The 14681-nt window shown below is 47.5% G+C and carries 13 protein-coding genes; 8 read left to right on the top strand and 5 right to left on the bottom strand.

Going from position 1 to position 14681, the window contains the following annotated elements; translation table 11 throughout:
- Positions 1 to 50 precede the first annotated feature (50 nt).
- From L3V30_RS00695 to dsrO, 3 genes are read right to left on the bottom strand one after another with little or no spacing between them, the layout of a single operon-like run.
- The gene (locus tag L3V30_RS00695; protein ID WP_237308089.1) at positions 51 to 3143 is read right to left on the bottom strand and encodes a tetrathionate reductase subunit A; all 3093 of its coding nucleotides are present in this window, start codon (positions 3141 to 3143) and stop codon (positions 51 to 53) included.
- Between the two features lie 17 nt (positions 3144 to 3160).
- Positions 3161 to 4291 (bottom strand): NrfD/PsrC family molybdoenzyme membrane anchor subunit, encoded by a 1131-nt coding sequence (gene nrfD / locus L3V30_RS00690; protein ID WP_203343265.1) that lies wholly within the window; start codon positions 4289 to 4291, stop codon positions 3161 to 3163.
- Positions 4288 to 5055, bottom strand: coding sequence for a sulfate reduction electron transfer complex DsrMKJOP subunit DsrO (dsrO, locus tag L3V30_RS00685; RefSeq protein ID WP_203343266.1), 768 nt, complete (start codon positions 5053 to 5055; stop codon positions 4288 to 4290). Before dsrO ends, nrfD begins: the two co-directional genes overlap by 4 nt.
- Before the next feature lie 180 nt (positions 5056 to 5235).
- Between dsrO and L3V30_RS00680 the strand changes: the two genes are divergently transcribed.
- A complete protein-coding gene (locus L3V30_RS00680) occupies positions 5236 to 7071 on the top strand; it encodes a sensor histidine kinase (protein ID WP_237308088.1) in 1836 nt (611 codons plus the stop codon).
- A gap of 20 nt (positions 7072 to 7091) precedes the next feature.
- On the top strand, positions 7092 to 7703 hold the full coding sequence (locus L3V30_RS00675) for a response regulator (RefSeq protein ID WP_005457930.1): 612 nt from the start codon (positions 7092 to 7094) through the stop codon (positions 7701 to 7703).
- A gap of 19 nt (positions 7704 to 7722) precedes the next feature.
- Here the strand turns inward: L3V30_RS00675 and L3V30_RS00670 are convergent, their stop codons facing one another.
- Positions 7723 to 8619, bottom strand: a complete 897-nt coding sequence (locus L3V30_RS00670; protein ID WP_237308087.1) for a LysR family transcriptional regulator — start codon at positions 8617 to 8619, stop codon at positions 7723 to 7725.
- A gap of 140 nt (positions 8620 to 8759) precedes the next feature.
- Between L3V30_RS00670 and L3V30_RS00665 the strand changes: the two genes are divergently transcribed.
- The 3 genes from L3V30_RS00665 (at position 8760) to L3V30_RS00655 (ending at position 11847) form a co-directional block, all read left to right on the top strand.
- Positions 8760 to 9158 carry a hypothetical protein gene (locus L3V30_RS00665; protein ID WP_237308086.1) on the top strand — a complete coding sequence of 133 codons (399 nt, stop codon included), beginning with the start codon at positions 8760 to 8762 and terminating at the stop codon, positions 9156 to 9158.
- A 65-nt stretch (positions 9159 to 9223) separates the two neighbouring features.
- Positions 9224 to 11335 carry a protein-disulfide reductase DsbD domain-containing protein gene (locus L3V30_RS00660; protein ID WP_237308085.1) on the top strand — a complete coding sequence of 704 codons (2112 nt, stop codon included), beginning with the start codon at positions 9224 to 9226 and terminating at the stop codon, positions 11333 to 11335.
- On the top strand, positions 11332 to 11847 hold the full coding sequence (locus tag L3V30_RS00655; protein ID WP_237308084.1) for a protein disulfide oxidoreductase: 516 nt from the start codon (positions 11332 to 11334) through the stop codon (positions 11845 to 11847). The genes L3V30_RS00660 and L3V30_RS00655 overlap by 4 nt, the downstream gene beginning before the upstream one ends.
- A 49-nt stretch (positions 11848 to 11896) precedes the next feature.
- On the opposite strand, the gene L3V30_RS00650 is transcribed toward L3V30_RS00655, so the two are convergent.
- Positions 11897 to 12430 (bottom strand): hypothetical protein, encoded by a 534-nt coding sequence (locus tag L3V30_RS00650; protein ID WP_005486389.1) that lies wholly within the window; start codon positions 12428 to 12430, stop codon positions 11897 to 11899.
- Between the two features lie 392 nt (positions 12431 to 12822).
- Here L3V30_RS00650 and L3V30_RS00645 point away from each other — a divergent pair, with 392 nt between their 5' ends.
- The 3 genes from L3V30_RS00645 to L3V30_RS00635 are packed head-to-tail and all read left to right on the top strand — an operon-like array spanning position 12823 to position 14681.
- On the top strand, positions 12823 to 13455 hold the full coding sequence (locus L3V30_RS00645; RefSeq protein WP_237308082.1) for a methyltransferase: 633 nt from the start codon (positions 12823 to 12825) through the stop codon (positions 13453 to 13455).
- 25 nt (positions 13456 to 13480) lie between these two features.
- Positions 13481 to 14236, top strand: coding sequence for a class I SAM-dependent methyltransferase (locus tag L3V30_RS00640; RefSeq protein ID WP_025442074.1), 756 nt, complete (start codon positions 13481 to 13483; stop codon positions 14234 to 14236).
- A gap of 19 nt (positions 14237 to 14255) precedes the next feature.
- On the top strand, positions 14256 to 14681 hold the full coding sequence (locus L3V30_RS00635; RefSeq protein ID WP_021822337.1) for a GNAT family N-acetyltransferase: 426 nt from the start codon (positions 14256 to 14258) through the stop codon (positions 14679 to 14681).

The following is a 14681-nucleotide window of genomic DNA, read 5'->3' as shown; positions in this document are numbered from 1 at the left end:
AGAGGATGTGAAGAGCTGCTAAATGGCAGCTCTTCAGGTTTGGTTGTCTACTAAGCTTTGCGGATTTTGGCTGGTAATGATTGACGAGCCGCGGCTCCTACCACCCAATCTAACAACACGCCTTTCCCTTCTCGGGTTGGGTCAATTAATCCGATGTCGTTAATGTTGACTCCATCTTGGCTGCGAGTTTTTACTGGTTGCTGTTTATCGCCGATCCAGTGCGAGCGTTGTCCTAGCTCGGTATGACCAAACCCATGTTCAAATCCGAGTGTGCCAGGGCGAATTCCGCTGACTATCATCGCAAGTGCTTTGGTGCTTGCAGATGGAGTCTCGATAACAAACTCATCACCCGTTTTAATGCCTGCGCGTTCGGCATCGATTGGATGGATGTACACTGGGTTTACGCCTTTTATCGAGTTCAACCTTGGCGATAGGTTGGACACCGCACTGTGAATGTTGGATTTAAAGTTAGTCAGGCTGAAAGGCCATTCTGAGCTTGGGAACTGTTCTTCCATTGGTGTGCCATCGGCCAGCTTTTGTGGATGCCATGTTGGGCAACCGGTGTAGAAATCACCGGTCATGGTGTTTCTTGCGCTGCCGACACGTTCATTCCATATCGCAACTGGTCGTGTCCATTTATGCTTCATCTGCTGACCTTGATACGCTTCGCTGGCATTTTCAAAGTGTCCACCGCGAGCAAAAATAAACGCCACACGTTTCATCTCATCTGCTGTCAGCGTCTTCTGCATGGCTGGCATTAAACGCTCTAGGCCGGACCACGCAATGTCTTCTGCCGAAACTTCAGGCACGCCGCCTTTCACATAAGCCAAGTTTGCCGCAGCTCGCAAATAGAAATCTTCGGCGCGATGGAGAGCGCGCCAGTTGCCTTGTGCATCTTGAATTGCATTGTCACCAAAACCGCCTAGCTGCATTTTCTTAGCAACATCAATCAGGAAGTTCTCTAAACAAATCGAGCGACCGTCGGCGGTTTTCTCTGTTCGCGCTTCCACTATCGGCCAACGAGCGGTGACGGTTTTCACCGGAACATCGTGCCAAGGCGTTGCCATGCCCCAGCTTTCGTAAGTAACGGTGTCCGGCACAATGTAATCCGACAACGCGGTGGTTTCGTTAATGAATGCATCAACAGACACAATCAAACCGAGCTGCTTTGGATCTTTAAGCTTGTCTTCCAGCAGTGTTTTCAAACCGGGTACACCATACATCGGGTTCGCCATGTGGTTGATCCACGCTTTAACGCGATATGGATAACCATCAATAGCCGCAGATAGGTGTTCTGTCAGCAGTGGCGCTGCAAACGGATACCAAGGGGCGCGAGTTGGGTAAGGGGATTTTCCTGCCTCAACGCGACGTTTGTATTCGCTGGTTTTGTGGTATGGGAATTTACTGCGCGATAAAAAGACGCCTTTCGGGCCGACTTTGCCAGCAAATTTGGTGAAGTCGTAACGAGGACCCGCAGCGGAAGTTGGGTAGCCACCCGCTTTCGCCATCGCGCCGCCTTTCATGTTGATGTTACCAATCAACGCATTGAGCATCATGATGGTAAACGAGTTATAGAACCCATTGGTGTGCATGTTGCCACCGTGGGTATCGACCACCGCTTTTGTGCCATAGCTTGTGAAGCGTTTCGCTAGTTCTGCGATTTGCTCTACAGGGATTTCACATTGTTGACTGTAGAACGCAAGGCTGTATTTAAACGCCTCTTCTTTGAGCCTCTGTAGAGACGATTTTACTCGCACTTCGCCTGATGCAAGCGAAACTGTTTTATCGACAAACAGTGCCGCTTCCTCAGCTTGGGTATGAACACCAAATTCGCCGCTTTGATCATCCACTATGACGTACGGGTCGGAATCAGACAACGCTTCGCCCTCGAATGGCAGATTCAGATCCGATGCGCGTAAAAACGTGCCGTTTCTCGGGTGCTGCTCATCGCTTATCACGAGATGTGTAGCATTACACCAGTGCGCGGTGCCGGCTCGTTTCATCGCGTTTTCCCCCGGCTGCGCTAAGAAGGGTTTGTTGTAGCGTTGGTTTTCGATGATCCACTGGATCATGCCAAGCACGAGGGCAGAGTCGGTGCCTGGTTTGATTGGTATCCAGCGGTTGTTGTCACCTGCCGCCAAGCTCGATGAACCCGCAGGCAAACTTGGTGTGATGATGGTGTATTCCAAGCTACCTTCTGTTCGCGCATTGGCGATTTGGCGCGCCTGACGCTTAAAAGGGTTACCCGCTTGAGCAGGCGACATACCGATAAAGATAATGTATTCCGCATTATCGAAATCTGGCTTTAAGTGTGCGTTCTTATCTAAGTCGTTCATAAATGCGCCGCTGCCAGCACGAAATGCGTAGCCGCAGTACGAACCGTGGTGCCCAAAGTTTCGCGTACCATAGCTGTTGAACGCGAAGCGCTTGAAGATGTCGTCTCGGCCTTCGTTACCGGCGTTGGTCATTAACAGTTGGTTGGCTTTCGGGCCATATTCTGGGTTTTCAGGATCAACGGGCGTTGTTAAATCGCGAATGTCGCGCAAGCCATCAACATGGCCTTCACCAAATAAATCTCCGCCTTCTACGACTTCTTCTATCAATTGTTCGTAGCTGATCGGAATCCATTTTCCTTCGCCGCGTTTGCCAACTCGTTTCAGCGGTTGAGTGATGCGGTACGGGCTGTTGCGAATTTCTAGCATCCCATTGCCACGTGCGCATGCTGTTGAACGACCTTCAAGGCCCGCTTCTCCAGCCAAACTTAAATAAGCATCTTTGACTGGCGTTTCGAATGGAATGTGTTGCTGATGAGACAATGGGTGATATGGGTTGCCAGTGATACGCAAAATCTCATCGTTACGGTTATCAATGCGCACACGCAACCCGCACAGTGACCAACAGCCAAAGCACATGGATGGAGCGACGCGCTGATTTGGATTCGGGATTAAGTTGCCTTTGTTGTTGACCGTGTACTCTGGTTCAAGCGAGTTACAGTGGTGAATATCACGCGTTTTTTCTCCTGCAGTGCCTTCGAGCGCACCCTCGACCATGTGTTTGGTGGTGGTGGCGTAACCTGCAGCGAATGCGCCAAGCCCACCCACTGCAATGCCTGATTTCAAAAACTGACGGCGTTTGTTATCCATGATGAAATCCTCTTTGATTAGCGTTCAGTTAAGGTGAGTGATGTTGGTGTCACTTCGGAGTTTCGCTTTGGCTGGATTAACTCTGAAGCGAGTAATGCCAGTGCAAGCCATAATCCGAGCATGCCGATAATGCCTATCCAGCCATTTCCATCCATAGTGAGTTGGTATGGATACAGCCCTGCATCGAACTTGGCGATGGTTTGTACTTCCATGATGGTAAACCAGCGAATCAGCCATGCACTTGCCAGTGCGGCAGCAGACACAAAACTGAGCCCTATGACGTGACGAAATCTGGCTGATGCGGACTTTTTGGTATCGCGCAAGAAGATGAAAGCGAGCAAAACACAACCTAAAACGACAAAAGTGAGCAGGGCAATGTTGTGCATCCATTGTTCGCTAGAATAGAGCGAAAATGCGGAATTGTTGGATGCCCAAATAGGTAGGAGAATCAGCGTCAGAACGCCGCTCGTTACCAGTGACTTTTTGAGTAAATTGCTATCACCAGAAGTGAGGGATTTCGATTGGCTAGGCAGCAGTAACCAAATCAGCAGAGAAAATCCGACCGCGCCCATAAATGCAGTGACAAACCAAAGAACCGGCGACGCGGGTTGGTGCCATAAAGAGCGCGATTTAACGACCGCAATTTCAGCGCCTGTATAGACTGCAATGGTGATGCCTGATAGCACAGTGATGGCAGACACCATAAGCATGGCTCTACGAGAGAGCACCCATTCACCCAGTGACAGCTTTGAAATTAGAGGCAGTACTTTCCCTGGCTGATCACGTAATTTGATCAGATCCTGGCGGAGATACAGCCATGCGGTTATTGCCGCTAAACCTGAGAAAACAGGCAAGAAAAGCGACCCTAAAGACATCCATGACCACGGCGTGATGTGCGCGTAAAAATGCCAAGCGCGTCCCGGTTGGTGTAAATCACCAGTTAACGCTAATGGCCCCACGATGGCGCCGATGGCCAGCGTCAGCACAAGCGCAGCGCGCAGTCTGTGGCTGGTGTGTTTTTCAAATAATAGGGCGATTAGGAATAAAATAGCGGCAGCATAAGCCGAACCGATGTAGAAGAAATACTGCACCGCCCACGGTAGCCAAGCCATCGCTTGAGGTTGGACTAACACTTCGGTGATGTTCATGCGCGATCTCCTTGTGGGTCGTAAATAGCTGGCTGCCCGTCGATATGGCTGGTGAAGCGCTCATCCATGCCGATGTAAAACACGTGAGGCTTGGTACCTTCATTGGGTTTCAGCACTTTGATGTCGTCCTGATGTTCTGTGATTAAGCGGCGAATCTCGCTTGTTGGATCATTTAAATCACCAATCACACGCGCACCGCCAACACAGGTCTCCACGCAGGCAGGCAATAGACCTTGCTCTAGACGATGTGCACAGAAGGTGCACTTATCTGCGGTGAGGGTGTCCTCATTGATAAAACGCGCGTCGTAAGGGCAAGCTTGTACGCAATACGCGCAGGCGACACAGCGACTGTTATCCACCATGACGATGCCATCTTCGCGCTGAAAGGTTGCTTGCACCGGACACACAGCCACGCAGGGTGGGTTTTCGCAGTGGTTACAAAGGCGAGGGAGCATAAAGGCTTTCGCTTCTCGCGTGGTTGTGGAACCGTCATCCAGCGTGACTTCGTACTGCTTTACTGTGGTCCGGAACTGACCGATAGGCGCTTGGTTTTCAATGCTGCAACCCACAGTGCAAGCCTGGCAGCCGACGCATTTACGCAAATCCACCACCATGGCATAACGTTTCCCCACTTGTCCTTTTCGGTCAGCGGACTGGTTATTTCGAATAATGTTTCCCGCAGTTGCCGTGCCAATGCCTGCGACTGGAATTAACGCGGCTCCGGCTGTGACCGCGCTGAGAAAGCGACGTTTGGTGGAATCCATAACTCACCTGCTTTTTTTGTTGTATTTGAATTGACTGATTCCATTGTGAGAAATGCACCGCGAGGCTTATATTGTGGATTTCCACATACCCAGATCAAACTTGATCTAAAACAAATGTGGTTTAGGGAAGGTAGCTGTTATTCTTGCTCCATTGCTTTCGAAGGAACGATTCTACTCATCATGAACAAAACGCCACGGTTGCTTCAGTTTTGGATTCTGTGCTTGGTTGTCTTTGCATCTTTAGCTCAGGGCGCTGTTTCTGAACAAGAATATCTGCAAGAAATGCAGGAGCAAAAGGCAGTGCAGCCAGAGGCCAAGCAGAAAGTCGAAGTGGGCGTGTTAGCGATACGTGGTCACCTTTCTGCCGAGCAGAGATGGCAACCGACCATCGATTGGCTCAACCAGCAAATCTCGGATGTGTACTTTGAACTGCACCCTCTCAATTTGGACGAAATGGGGGAGGCGGTGAAGTTTCAGACCATGGACTTCATCTTAACCAACCCAGGTCAGGCTGTGCGCTTGGGCAGACAATATGCGTTGTCATGGATGGCAACATTGACGGGGCGCGCACCGCAAAACTCGAACTATAGCATTGGTTCTGCGCTGGTGGTTCGGGCAAATTCGCCATACCAAACATTAAAAGATGTTTCTGGATTTCCTGTCGCGGCAGTGTCCGAAAAAGCGTTTGGTGGTTATCTGACACTGCGCTATCAAATCGTGGAAATGGGACTCGATCCGAATGACTTTTTTGCGGATGTTCGCTATCTCGGTTTCCCAATTGATGCCAATCTCTACCAATTACGTGACGGCAATGTTGAAGCCGCTGTCGTGCCTGCTTGTCTACTGGAACAGATGCAAAATGAAGGTCTGTTACAGCACGATGATTTTCGAGTCTTAAACCAACAGCCAAATGAACATTCTTCGTGCGCTGTTTCTACGCCGTTATATCAAAACTGGTCGTTTGCCAAAACAGAACGCGGCTCGTCTCTTCTGGCGAAAAAAATCGCGCAAGTCTTGCTTGCTATGCCACCAGAGCACCCCGCCATTATTGCCGCTGGTGCATCAGGTTGGACATCGCCCGTTAGCTTGTTGAGCATCGATAAACTCTATCAGGCGTTGGATTTACATCCATTGCAGCAACCTTGGTGGAGTGAGGCGCTGCGCTGGTTGCGCAGTCATCAAGAATGGGCATGGGCACTGTTCATGTTTGTGATTGTATTGAACGCATACCACTTTTGGCTTGAGTATCGTTTTAGCAAAAGCAAACAAGCATTAGAGCTGACATCGCTAAGGCTGAAAGAGAAAAGCGAGCAGTTAGAACATTCACAAAGAGTGGCGATTGTCGGGGAAATTGGCAGCAGTCTGGCTCATGAATTAAATCAACCGCTGGCAGCCATTCGTAATTACAGTGAAGGTGGGTTGCTGCGTCTTGCAAAGAAGCGTCCGCATGAAGATATTGTGCCTGTGCTAGAGAAAATACAGGGGCAAGTGGAACGAGCCGATGCCATCATTCAGCGTTTAAGAACGTTGATACGCAAACGCAGTGTTGATAAGACACCATGCGATATTCAAGCCTTGATTGCAGACACCATTGAGCTGCTTCATTTTCGAATGCAAAAGCAGAACGTCGCCATTGTGACTAGCGTTGAAGGAGAGATACGTCCTCTACTGGCAGACTCCGTGGGCGTTCAGCAGGTTTTGGTTAATGTGATCAACAACGCCATTGATGCGTGTGCTTTGTTTCAGGAGAAATACCACTCGTCCGGCTACCAAGGTAAAATTGCCCTGCACTGTGACTATCAAGCTAACCAGCTTTCTATTCGCATATTGGATAACGGCACTGGGTTACAGCAAGATAATCCGACCCAAGCTTTTGTGAGCTCTAAAGCTGAAGGGCTTGGGCTGGGGTTAGCCATTTGTCGTGACGTAATGGAAATGCACGGCGGCGAGTTTCTCATTGCTTCGACCACGCCGCACGGCTGTTTGGTTGAGCTTGTGTTTCCTTATCAAAACTAATCGGTATTTAGGAGCAGTTAATGATCAGCAGTGAAAAGCAGCTGCCTGTTTATGTGGTTGACGATGACGAATCGGTACGTGATTCGCTGGCTTTTATGCTGGAGGAGCATGACTTTAACGTGACGACTTTTGCTGATGGGCAATCTTTTCTCGACGAAGTGAACATTCATCAGGCCGGATGCGTGATTCTTGATAGCCGAATGCCTAACCTTCGTGGTCAGCAAGTTCATCAATTTTTGAATGAGGCGCACAGCCCATTAGCGGTGATCTATCTGACCGGTCATGGCGATGTTCCGATGGCGGTCGATGCGTTGCAAGCTGGGGCGGTCAACTTTTTCCAAAAACCAGTCAAAGGCGATGAACTGGCTCAAGCAATATTACATGGTCAGATGCAGTCCGCGGCGAGCCTCGATATGGTGGCGGCAAGAGCGGCGTATGAATCACTAACGCCGCGCGAAAAAGATATCTTACGTTTGATCATTGCTGGTAAGCGCAATATTCGAATTGCGGATGAGCTGTGCATTGCAATGAGAACGGTGGAAGTTCATCGAGCCAGCTTACTGAAAAAGTTCTCAGCCAAAACCGTCGCAGAATTGGCCTATATTTATGGCAAGTTGGAGAATCCCATCTAGCGAGAGCTGAGCTGTAAGATTAGGAATCTTCAAACTTCTGTTTGATGAAATCGATAAAAGTTCGCAGTCGTTTCGGTTGATAGCGATCTCGATGGAATATGGCGGAAAAGGGCACCGACGGAATTTCCCAATCTGGCATCACTTTTATCAGTTGGCCTAGCTCCACTTCTTCTGCACAGTAACTCAGTGGAACACGAATAATGCCGTTGCCGTGCAGCGCGCCCATTACTAACGCTCGTCCATTTTTACAGCGCAAGTTGCCTTTTACGACCACATCGGCGTGGTCATTTGGGTTCTCTGCTTTACGATAGCTCCAACGCGTAACCGAACCAGTCAGAGTTCGATGTTCGGCCAGCTCTTTTGGGTGTTTTGGCATGCCATATTGCTGCACATAGCTCGGGCTTGCGATCGTCACCATGTCAACCGTCATCAGCTTGCGCGCGACAAACCCTGCATCATCCAATTCCCCCATACGAAATGCGACATCAAACTGATCTTCAATCAAGTCAATACGAGGCGAAGAAAAGTCCAAATCAATGCTGACGTTCGGGTACTGTTGCATAAACTCACACACGTATTTGGCGATGATGTCTTCGCCGATGTAGCCACCCACACAGTTCACTCGAATCACGCCGCGAATCTCTTGAGTATCATCGACGGCGGCAATCAACGCTTGGTCGATGTCTCGCAAAGCTTTTTCACAGTCGTGATAAAATCGCTCGCCGGCATGAGTTAAACGCAGCGTGCGTGTGGTTCGGTTGAGTAGTGTCACGCCCATTTGCGCTTCAAGTCCGCTGATTTGGCGAGAAACGTGAGAACGAGATACGGAAAGAACTTCCGCCGCTTTGGTGAAGTTGCCAAGTTGGGCGATCAAAACAAACGAGCGAATGTCGGCGAGATTAACTTTATTGAGCATAATGAGCGTGTTGCAAAAAGCGATGGGTTTAAGGTTATCACAATTATCTACCAATCATATCGGCAAGCAAGGTCGAACGACTTGAGCTTTACGACAACTTGCGTATTATTTTCTGCGTTTCCATCTTTATCTGACTTTTTATGAGCTTATTGATTTCACGACAAGGCACGCCTCAAAAGCGCGCGAAATGGCTGCTAGCAATGATTGGCTGGGTCATCGTCGTGTGTCTGATGCAAAATTCAGGTTTTGCATCGTCATGCTCTATGAAGTACGAGACGGTATCGCCTGCTGTTTCACTTACTGATGAGGGTTCGAGCGTCAAGTCGATTGATGCTAAAGAAACCAGCAAATGCGAATTGTCTGAAAAGTTAATTCAATTTTCTCAACATCAACTCGATGCATTTATTGTTGTTCTGTTTGTCGGTCTTTTGGCGTCGGCTATTTGGATGTGCTGCGCTTATATTCGCGCACAACATTGGACGGAGCCGATAGGTCGTAAGTATCGAGTCCATCTGACTTTCTGTGTATTCCAAGAATAAAAACGTGCTTTCTGACCAATAACGTCAGCGGTTTAGCACATTTGTTTTTATTATTAGGAATTACTATGAATCAAATTACCAAACTGACTCAGTTCGCGTCTATGTTCTTTATGACGCTGGCTTTGAGTTTGTTCTCTCTGAATATTTCAGCACAAACTACCGATACCGGTTGGATGACCAACCCGCAACATCCTCCAGTGCAAACGCGCTTTGTACTAACGGGCCAACAAGATCCGCAAGCCAAAACACTTACAGGTTATTTGGATGTCAAGTTAACCGGAGACTGGAAAACTTACTGGCGATCGCCGGGCGAGGGTGGTGTCGCGCCATCGATAGATTGGCAAAACTCGCAAAACCTGAGCAAGGTTGATTGGCAATGGCCATATCCGCAAAAGTTCGAGTTATTGGGCATTGAGACTCTCGGTTACAAAGGCGACACTTTGTTCCCAATGACGCTGCATATCGACGATATGTCGAAACCCGTCACGATTGATGCGGTGCTCACGCTTTCTTCCTGTACTACGATTTGTGTGCTGACGGACTACCAAATTCAATTGACGTTCTTACCCTCTGAGCTGAAAGTGGACGAAGACGTGATGTTCAGTTACGCCCAAGCGGTGAGCAATGTTCCTCAATCTTCGCCTTTTGTTGAGGTCACGCAAACAAATTGGGATGCGACTCAATCCAAATTACAAATCAAACTAAAGAACACGCAAGGTTGGCAAAATCCTCAAGTGTTGGTGGATGGTGTTGGTGATGCGATTCGTGACTACAGCTTCAAGTTGGATGGACTTCAGCAAGAAGGTGATATCGTCACAGCAAATTACTCGGTTGATACCTGGCTGGGTGAGGTAGAGCTTAATGAACAATCGTTATATGTTTCCATCAAAGATGATAACTTGCTGGTCGAAGAGGTAACACAAGCACAAGCAGGAGCGGTTACATCGTCACTGCCAACTACCTCTTTAGCGAGTATTTTCTTATTTGCATTGTTAGGCGGTTTGATTTTGAACATCATGCCGTGTGTGCTGCCTGTATTGGGGATGAAGCTCAGCAGTATTGTGGCTGTGCATGGTGTAGAGCGCCGTCAAATTCGTACCCAGTTTATCGCTTCTTCTCTGGGGATTCTCACTTCGTTCTGGCTGATAGCTGGATTCATTTTGGTGTTGAAGCTTACGGGTAACGCGATCGGTTGGGGCGTGCAGTTCCAAAGCCCTTGGTTCCTAGGATTGATGGTACTAGTCACTGCTTTGTTCGGCGCCAATATGTTGGGGTTATTTGAAATCCGTCTGTCATCGGGTACTAATACATGGCTCGCATCGAAAGGTGATAACTCTCTAGTGGGTCACTACGTTCAAGGTATGTTCGCCACTTTGCTTGCGACACCTTGTTCCGCACCGTTTTTAGGCACTGCCGTTGCTTTTGCCTTGGGCGCGGACGTATTAACGTTATTTGCAACCTTTACTGCATTAGCATTGGGTATGGCACTGCCTTGGATCTTAGTCGCTGTGTTTCCAAGTATCGCGCTAAAACTACCAAAGCCTGGTCCATGGATGAATGTCGTTAAGATCGTGTTTGGCATAATGATGTTGGCAACCAGCGTTTGGCTACTTTCATTAATGGCAAATCATGTTCCGATGTTATGGATTGCAATCATCGCTGTGGTTGCTTTTGTCGTCATGATGGCAAGAATTAAGCGTGTGTATGGTGATAAAGCACTCGTGGTATCCGGCTCTGCATCGCTTATCTTAATCGCTGGCGGGCTGCTACTTGGCAGTGTCACCGCAAATCAATGGGCGACACCGCTTCCTGAGGACTTAGCATGGCAGAAGCTTTCTAACTCGGCGATTGAAGATCACGTCAATAATGGGCGAGTGGTGTTTGTGGATGTCACTGCGGATTGGTGTGTCACGTGTAAAGCGAACAAGATCGGCGTGATCTGGCAAGATCCTGTCTACTCATTGCTGCAAAGCCCTAATGTGGCGACGTTAAAAGGAGATTGGACACATCCGGACGGCTCGGTAACGGACTTTTTACGAGCTCATGGGCGTTACGGCGTGCCGTTTAACATCGTCTATGGCCCGGCGGCGCCACAAGGTATCCCGTTACCTGTGATTCTGACTGATGATGTTGTTTTAAGCGCGGTGAAACAAGCGAGTGGGGGAACCATTCAATGAGTTCGACAAAGCAGCGTAGAACATTCCGATATTGGCTCATTCAAATCGTACAGATGGTGCTCATTGTCACCGTTATTTCTATCGCGATGGATTGGTATCGCACCAAAGATATTCCTAAACAAGAGGCACCACCATTGAGCTCCGTATTGAGCGATGGTGAATACTTCGATGCAATCGCGCAAAGTCATGAACAACCTGTCGTTGTTTATTTTTGGGCGACTTGGTGTCCCGCGTGTAAATTTGTAAGCCCAAGCGTGAGCTGGCTGAGTGATGACTATGCCGTAGTTGGCGTTTCTGGCTCATCGGGGCCGAATGAGCGCGTGGCGCAGTTTATGCAGGCAAAAGAATATCTTTTTGAAAACATAAACGATCCTTCAAGCGATATTATGCGTGAATGGAAAATTAGCGTGACTCCAACCATTTATATTTTAAGAAATGGTGAAGTGACCTCTATTACGACAGGCATCACAACGCCGATAGGAATATTGGCGAGAATTTGGTTGGCTCGATAATGAAATAAAAATCCGATATTCAAAATACTGAATATCGGATTTTTTCTTTTTATTTTCTCGCTCCAACGGGAATCATAATGTGTGCGTATGGCGTGCCTTTCCACATTACGTATGGGCCACCATAACTTGGGTCGGTTGGTAGAGAGTCGAGCAACGCTTGGTCTGGGGTAATAATCATCAAGTGTGGTCCTTCCACAATCCATTGATTATCGTCCGTCATCCCTTCTGCAAATGGGTCGGTGTTACTGGCACCGCCATCACCCGCTAACATGTAAGAAATGCCTAATGCTTTGGCTTGGAAAGGTTTTTTGTTCATCCAAGCGTCTGCCCATTCCATCCAAGGACCATCCATACACATTGGAGCAATGCCTTCCAATTGAGGTGGCGTTGGGAAGCAAGTGTATTGGCTAGAACCTTCTTGCAGAACATTATTGTTCCAGTCCATCACCGTTACTTTATCGCGAATAGTCGGTGGCGCTGCACTCAGTGCATCTTCTAAAAGTGCGTTTGAATCATCGGCTGCGAATGCGCCAAAAGCGCAGCTGACCGAAACAACAGCAGTTAAATAAGGAGTTAGTTTCATAAATTAAACCTCAAGTTAATACAACATGAGAATTTGAGCACTTTAATTATAGAATGATATTAAAAATAAGAATCATTATTTAAATGGAAAATAATAAGCGATAGGTTTGTTATGTTAATTTAAATATTGTTTTTATATACAGCGAATAGAATGATGGAAATAAGATTAGCTGAATAATCTAAGACAGATTATCAGGACATATTTTCTCTTTATGCACTTAAAAATTCCATCGGAATCACGGGCTAATACTTTCCAAAATTTCATCTATTTCTACTGGTTAGCGCTGAATAACCAGTCGGTTACGTTTCATAAAAAATTAGCCATTTAATAAGTGCTTAGGTGCGTATTGCGTGTTACATTCGAGCATCGTTCTGGTTATCAAGGAGGAAACGATGAACGTAGCAAAAATGTATGATGATGTGTCGGAGCGCTATCAAAAGTTGGTGGATGACAGCCATTACGTTGGCCCACGTTGGATTTCTGGGAAGTTAAAAAACCTTCCCATCGAGCAAGGCTCGGCTCTCGACCTAGCCTGTGCGACAGGCAGTATCGGTCATGTCGTAAAAAATCACTATCCAGATCTCACCATCCATGGCTTAGACATCTCGTCCAAAATGGTTGATAAAGCGCGCCAAACTAACCTCTATCAAAGCGTCTCGGTTCATAACCTTGATGAGCCATTTTCCCCTTTGTTTGAGCAAACCTTCGACCTTATCACCGCACTTGGTTTTACTGAGTTTCTAGCAGAGCCTCAACAACTGCTGGAGTGCATTTCGCGTAAGCTAACTGCGAATGGACGATGTTTTATCAGCTTTCAATACCACGATCCGGATGGACAAGATTTGCCTCGAAATACTTATAGTGGATCGGTCGTGCATACGGCATATACCGAAAGTGAAGTTGAACAACTCTGTCAGCAGGCTGGGTTGGAAGTGGTTTCCTTAGAAAATGTGATTGGTTACATATCTGGTGTTGGTTATGTGTGTCGATACTTGATGCTAGAGCTGAAAAAGTCACACCGCTGAAATAAGTAACAAACAAGGACTGTTTTTGAAAACACAAGATTTAACCGAGTTCGGGTCGGGCATTGAATACGATGCCCAATACGAGCAGCATTACCATTACGACATTGCTTTCATCACAAGGTTAATCGAAGAAACCAATGCTCGAAGTGTACTGGATGTCTGTTGTGGTTCCGGCATTGTCACGATTCCAGTCTCTGAGCAACTCAACGAAGCCATTGGCATTGATATTTCTGAAGGGATGCTCAAACACGCAAAGGACAAAGCCAAAAGCAGGAGTAACTTACGTTTTCTTCATCTCGACGCAACCCAGTTTTCGTTAGGTAAGAAGTTTGACCTAGCCATAATGACAGGGAATGCATTCCAAGCCTTTTTAAGTGACGACATGCTGGCAGGCGCACTGAGCTCAATATCAAAGCACCTAGAAAAAGGTGGGCGATTTGTCTTCGATACGCGGTTACCAACGCCAGAGAATCTAGAATTGGATCATGAGATGGCGCTGTGGCAAACCTATGTTTCTCCAACCTATGGTGAAGTGAATTATTTCGGTATGAAGGCCGAGTATGACTTGCAAACGTCCATCATGTATTTGAACAAAGAGCGCCATTTTGAAGGTGGAGCGATTGAGTATTCCAGCATTGATTTAAAATATCGCCCGCTGGAAGACATAGAGGTTTTCCTTGAACAAGCGGGATTCAGAATCATAGAGAAGTACCAGTCTTGGTCAGCGCAAGCATTTGAGGCGAATGCCAAATCGCTTGTCTGTGTGGCTGAGAAAATATAAATCAATGTTGAGGGATACAATGCAAGGGTTTCGAATTACCACGTCGTTAGATGACATGGATTTAGACGTTATCTACCAGTTCATTTCAAACAGTTATTGGGGAAAGGGCATTCCAAGAGAACGCCTTGAGAAGTCATTGCGCCATTCGTTCTGTTTCGCGGTTTTGGATGACAGAAATCAACTCGTCGCTTTTGCTCGGTTAATTACCGATCGCACCACGTTTGCGTACCTTGCTGATGTGTTTGTTGTGGAGGCTCACCGTGGTAAAGGCATCAGTAAGTGGTTGATCTCAGAAATTGTTGCTCATCCAGAACTACAAGGCTTACGTCGTATGATGCTTGCAACCCGCGATGCTCATGGATTGTACGAACAGTTTGGATTCACTCCTATTGCTCCAGTAGAAAACTTCATGCAAATCTGGAAACCGAATGTTTATCAGAGCTAA

The sequence above is a fragment of the Vibrio sp. A1-1 genome, from assembly GCF_021728175.1.
Taxonomy (GTDB): domain Bacteria; phylum Pseudomonadota; class Gammaproteobacteria; order Enterobacterales; family Vibrionaceae; genus Vibrio; species Vibrio diabolicus.
The sequence above is the reverse complement of the archived record's forward strand: the minus strand, read 5'-3'. Positions and strand labels throughout refer to the sequence as shown.

Excerpts from the sequence above, each read along its gene's own strand:
- L3V30_RS00680 (WP_237308088.1), top strand. The coding sequence starts at position 5,236 with ATGAACAAAACGCCACGGTTGCTTCAGTTTTGGATTCTGTGCTTGGTT.
- L3V30_RS00670 (WP_237308087.1), bottom strand. The coding sequence starts at position 8,619 with ATGCTCAATAAAGTTAATCTCGCCGACATTCGCTCGTTTGTTTTGATC.
- L3V30_RS00665 (WP_237308086.1), top strand. The coding sequence starts at position 8,760 with ATGAGCTTATTGATTTCACGACAAGGCACGCCTCAAAAGCGCGCGAAA.
- L3V30_RS00655 (WP_237308084.1), top strand. The coding sequence starts at position 11,332 with ATGAGTTCGACAAAGCAGCGTAGAACATTCCGATATTGGCTCATTCAA.
- L3V30_RS00635 (WP_021822337.1), top strand. The coding sequence starts at position 14,256 with ATGCAAGGGTTTCGAATTACCACGTCGTTAGATGACATGGATTTAGAC.
- nrfD (WP_203343265.1), bottom strand. The coding sequence starts at position 4,291 with ATGAACATCACCGAAGTGTTAGTCCAACCTCAAGCGATGGCTTGGCTA.
- L3V30_RS00695 (WP_237308089.1), bottom strand. The coding sequence starts at position 3,143 with ATGGATAACAAACGCCGTCAGTTTTTGAAATCAGGCATTGCAGTGGGT.
- L3V30_RS00650 (WP_005486389.1), bottom strand. The coding sequence starts at position 12,430 with ATGAAACTAACTCCTTATTTAACTGCTGTTGTTTCGGTCAGCTGCGCT.
- dsrO (WP_203343266.1), bottom strand. The coding sequence starts at position 5,055 with ATGGATTCCACCAAACGTCGCTTTCTCAGCGCGGTCACAGCCGGAGCC.
- L3V30_RS00660 (WP_237308085.1), top strand. The coding sequence starts at position 9,224 with ATGAATCAAATTACCAAACTGACTCAGTTCGCGTCTATGTTCTTTATG.
- L3V30_RS00675 (WP_005457930.1), top strand. The coding sequence starts at position 7,092 with ATGATCAGCAGTGAAAAGCAGCTGCCTGTTTATGTGGTTGACGATGAC.
- L3V30_RS00645 (WP_237308082.1), top strand. The coding sequence starts at position 12,823 with ATGAACGTAGCAAAAATGTATGATGATGTGTCGGAGCGCTATCAAAAG.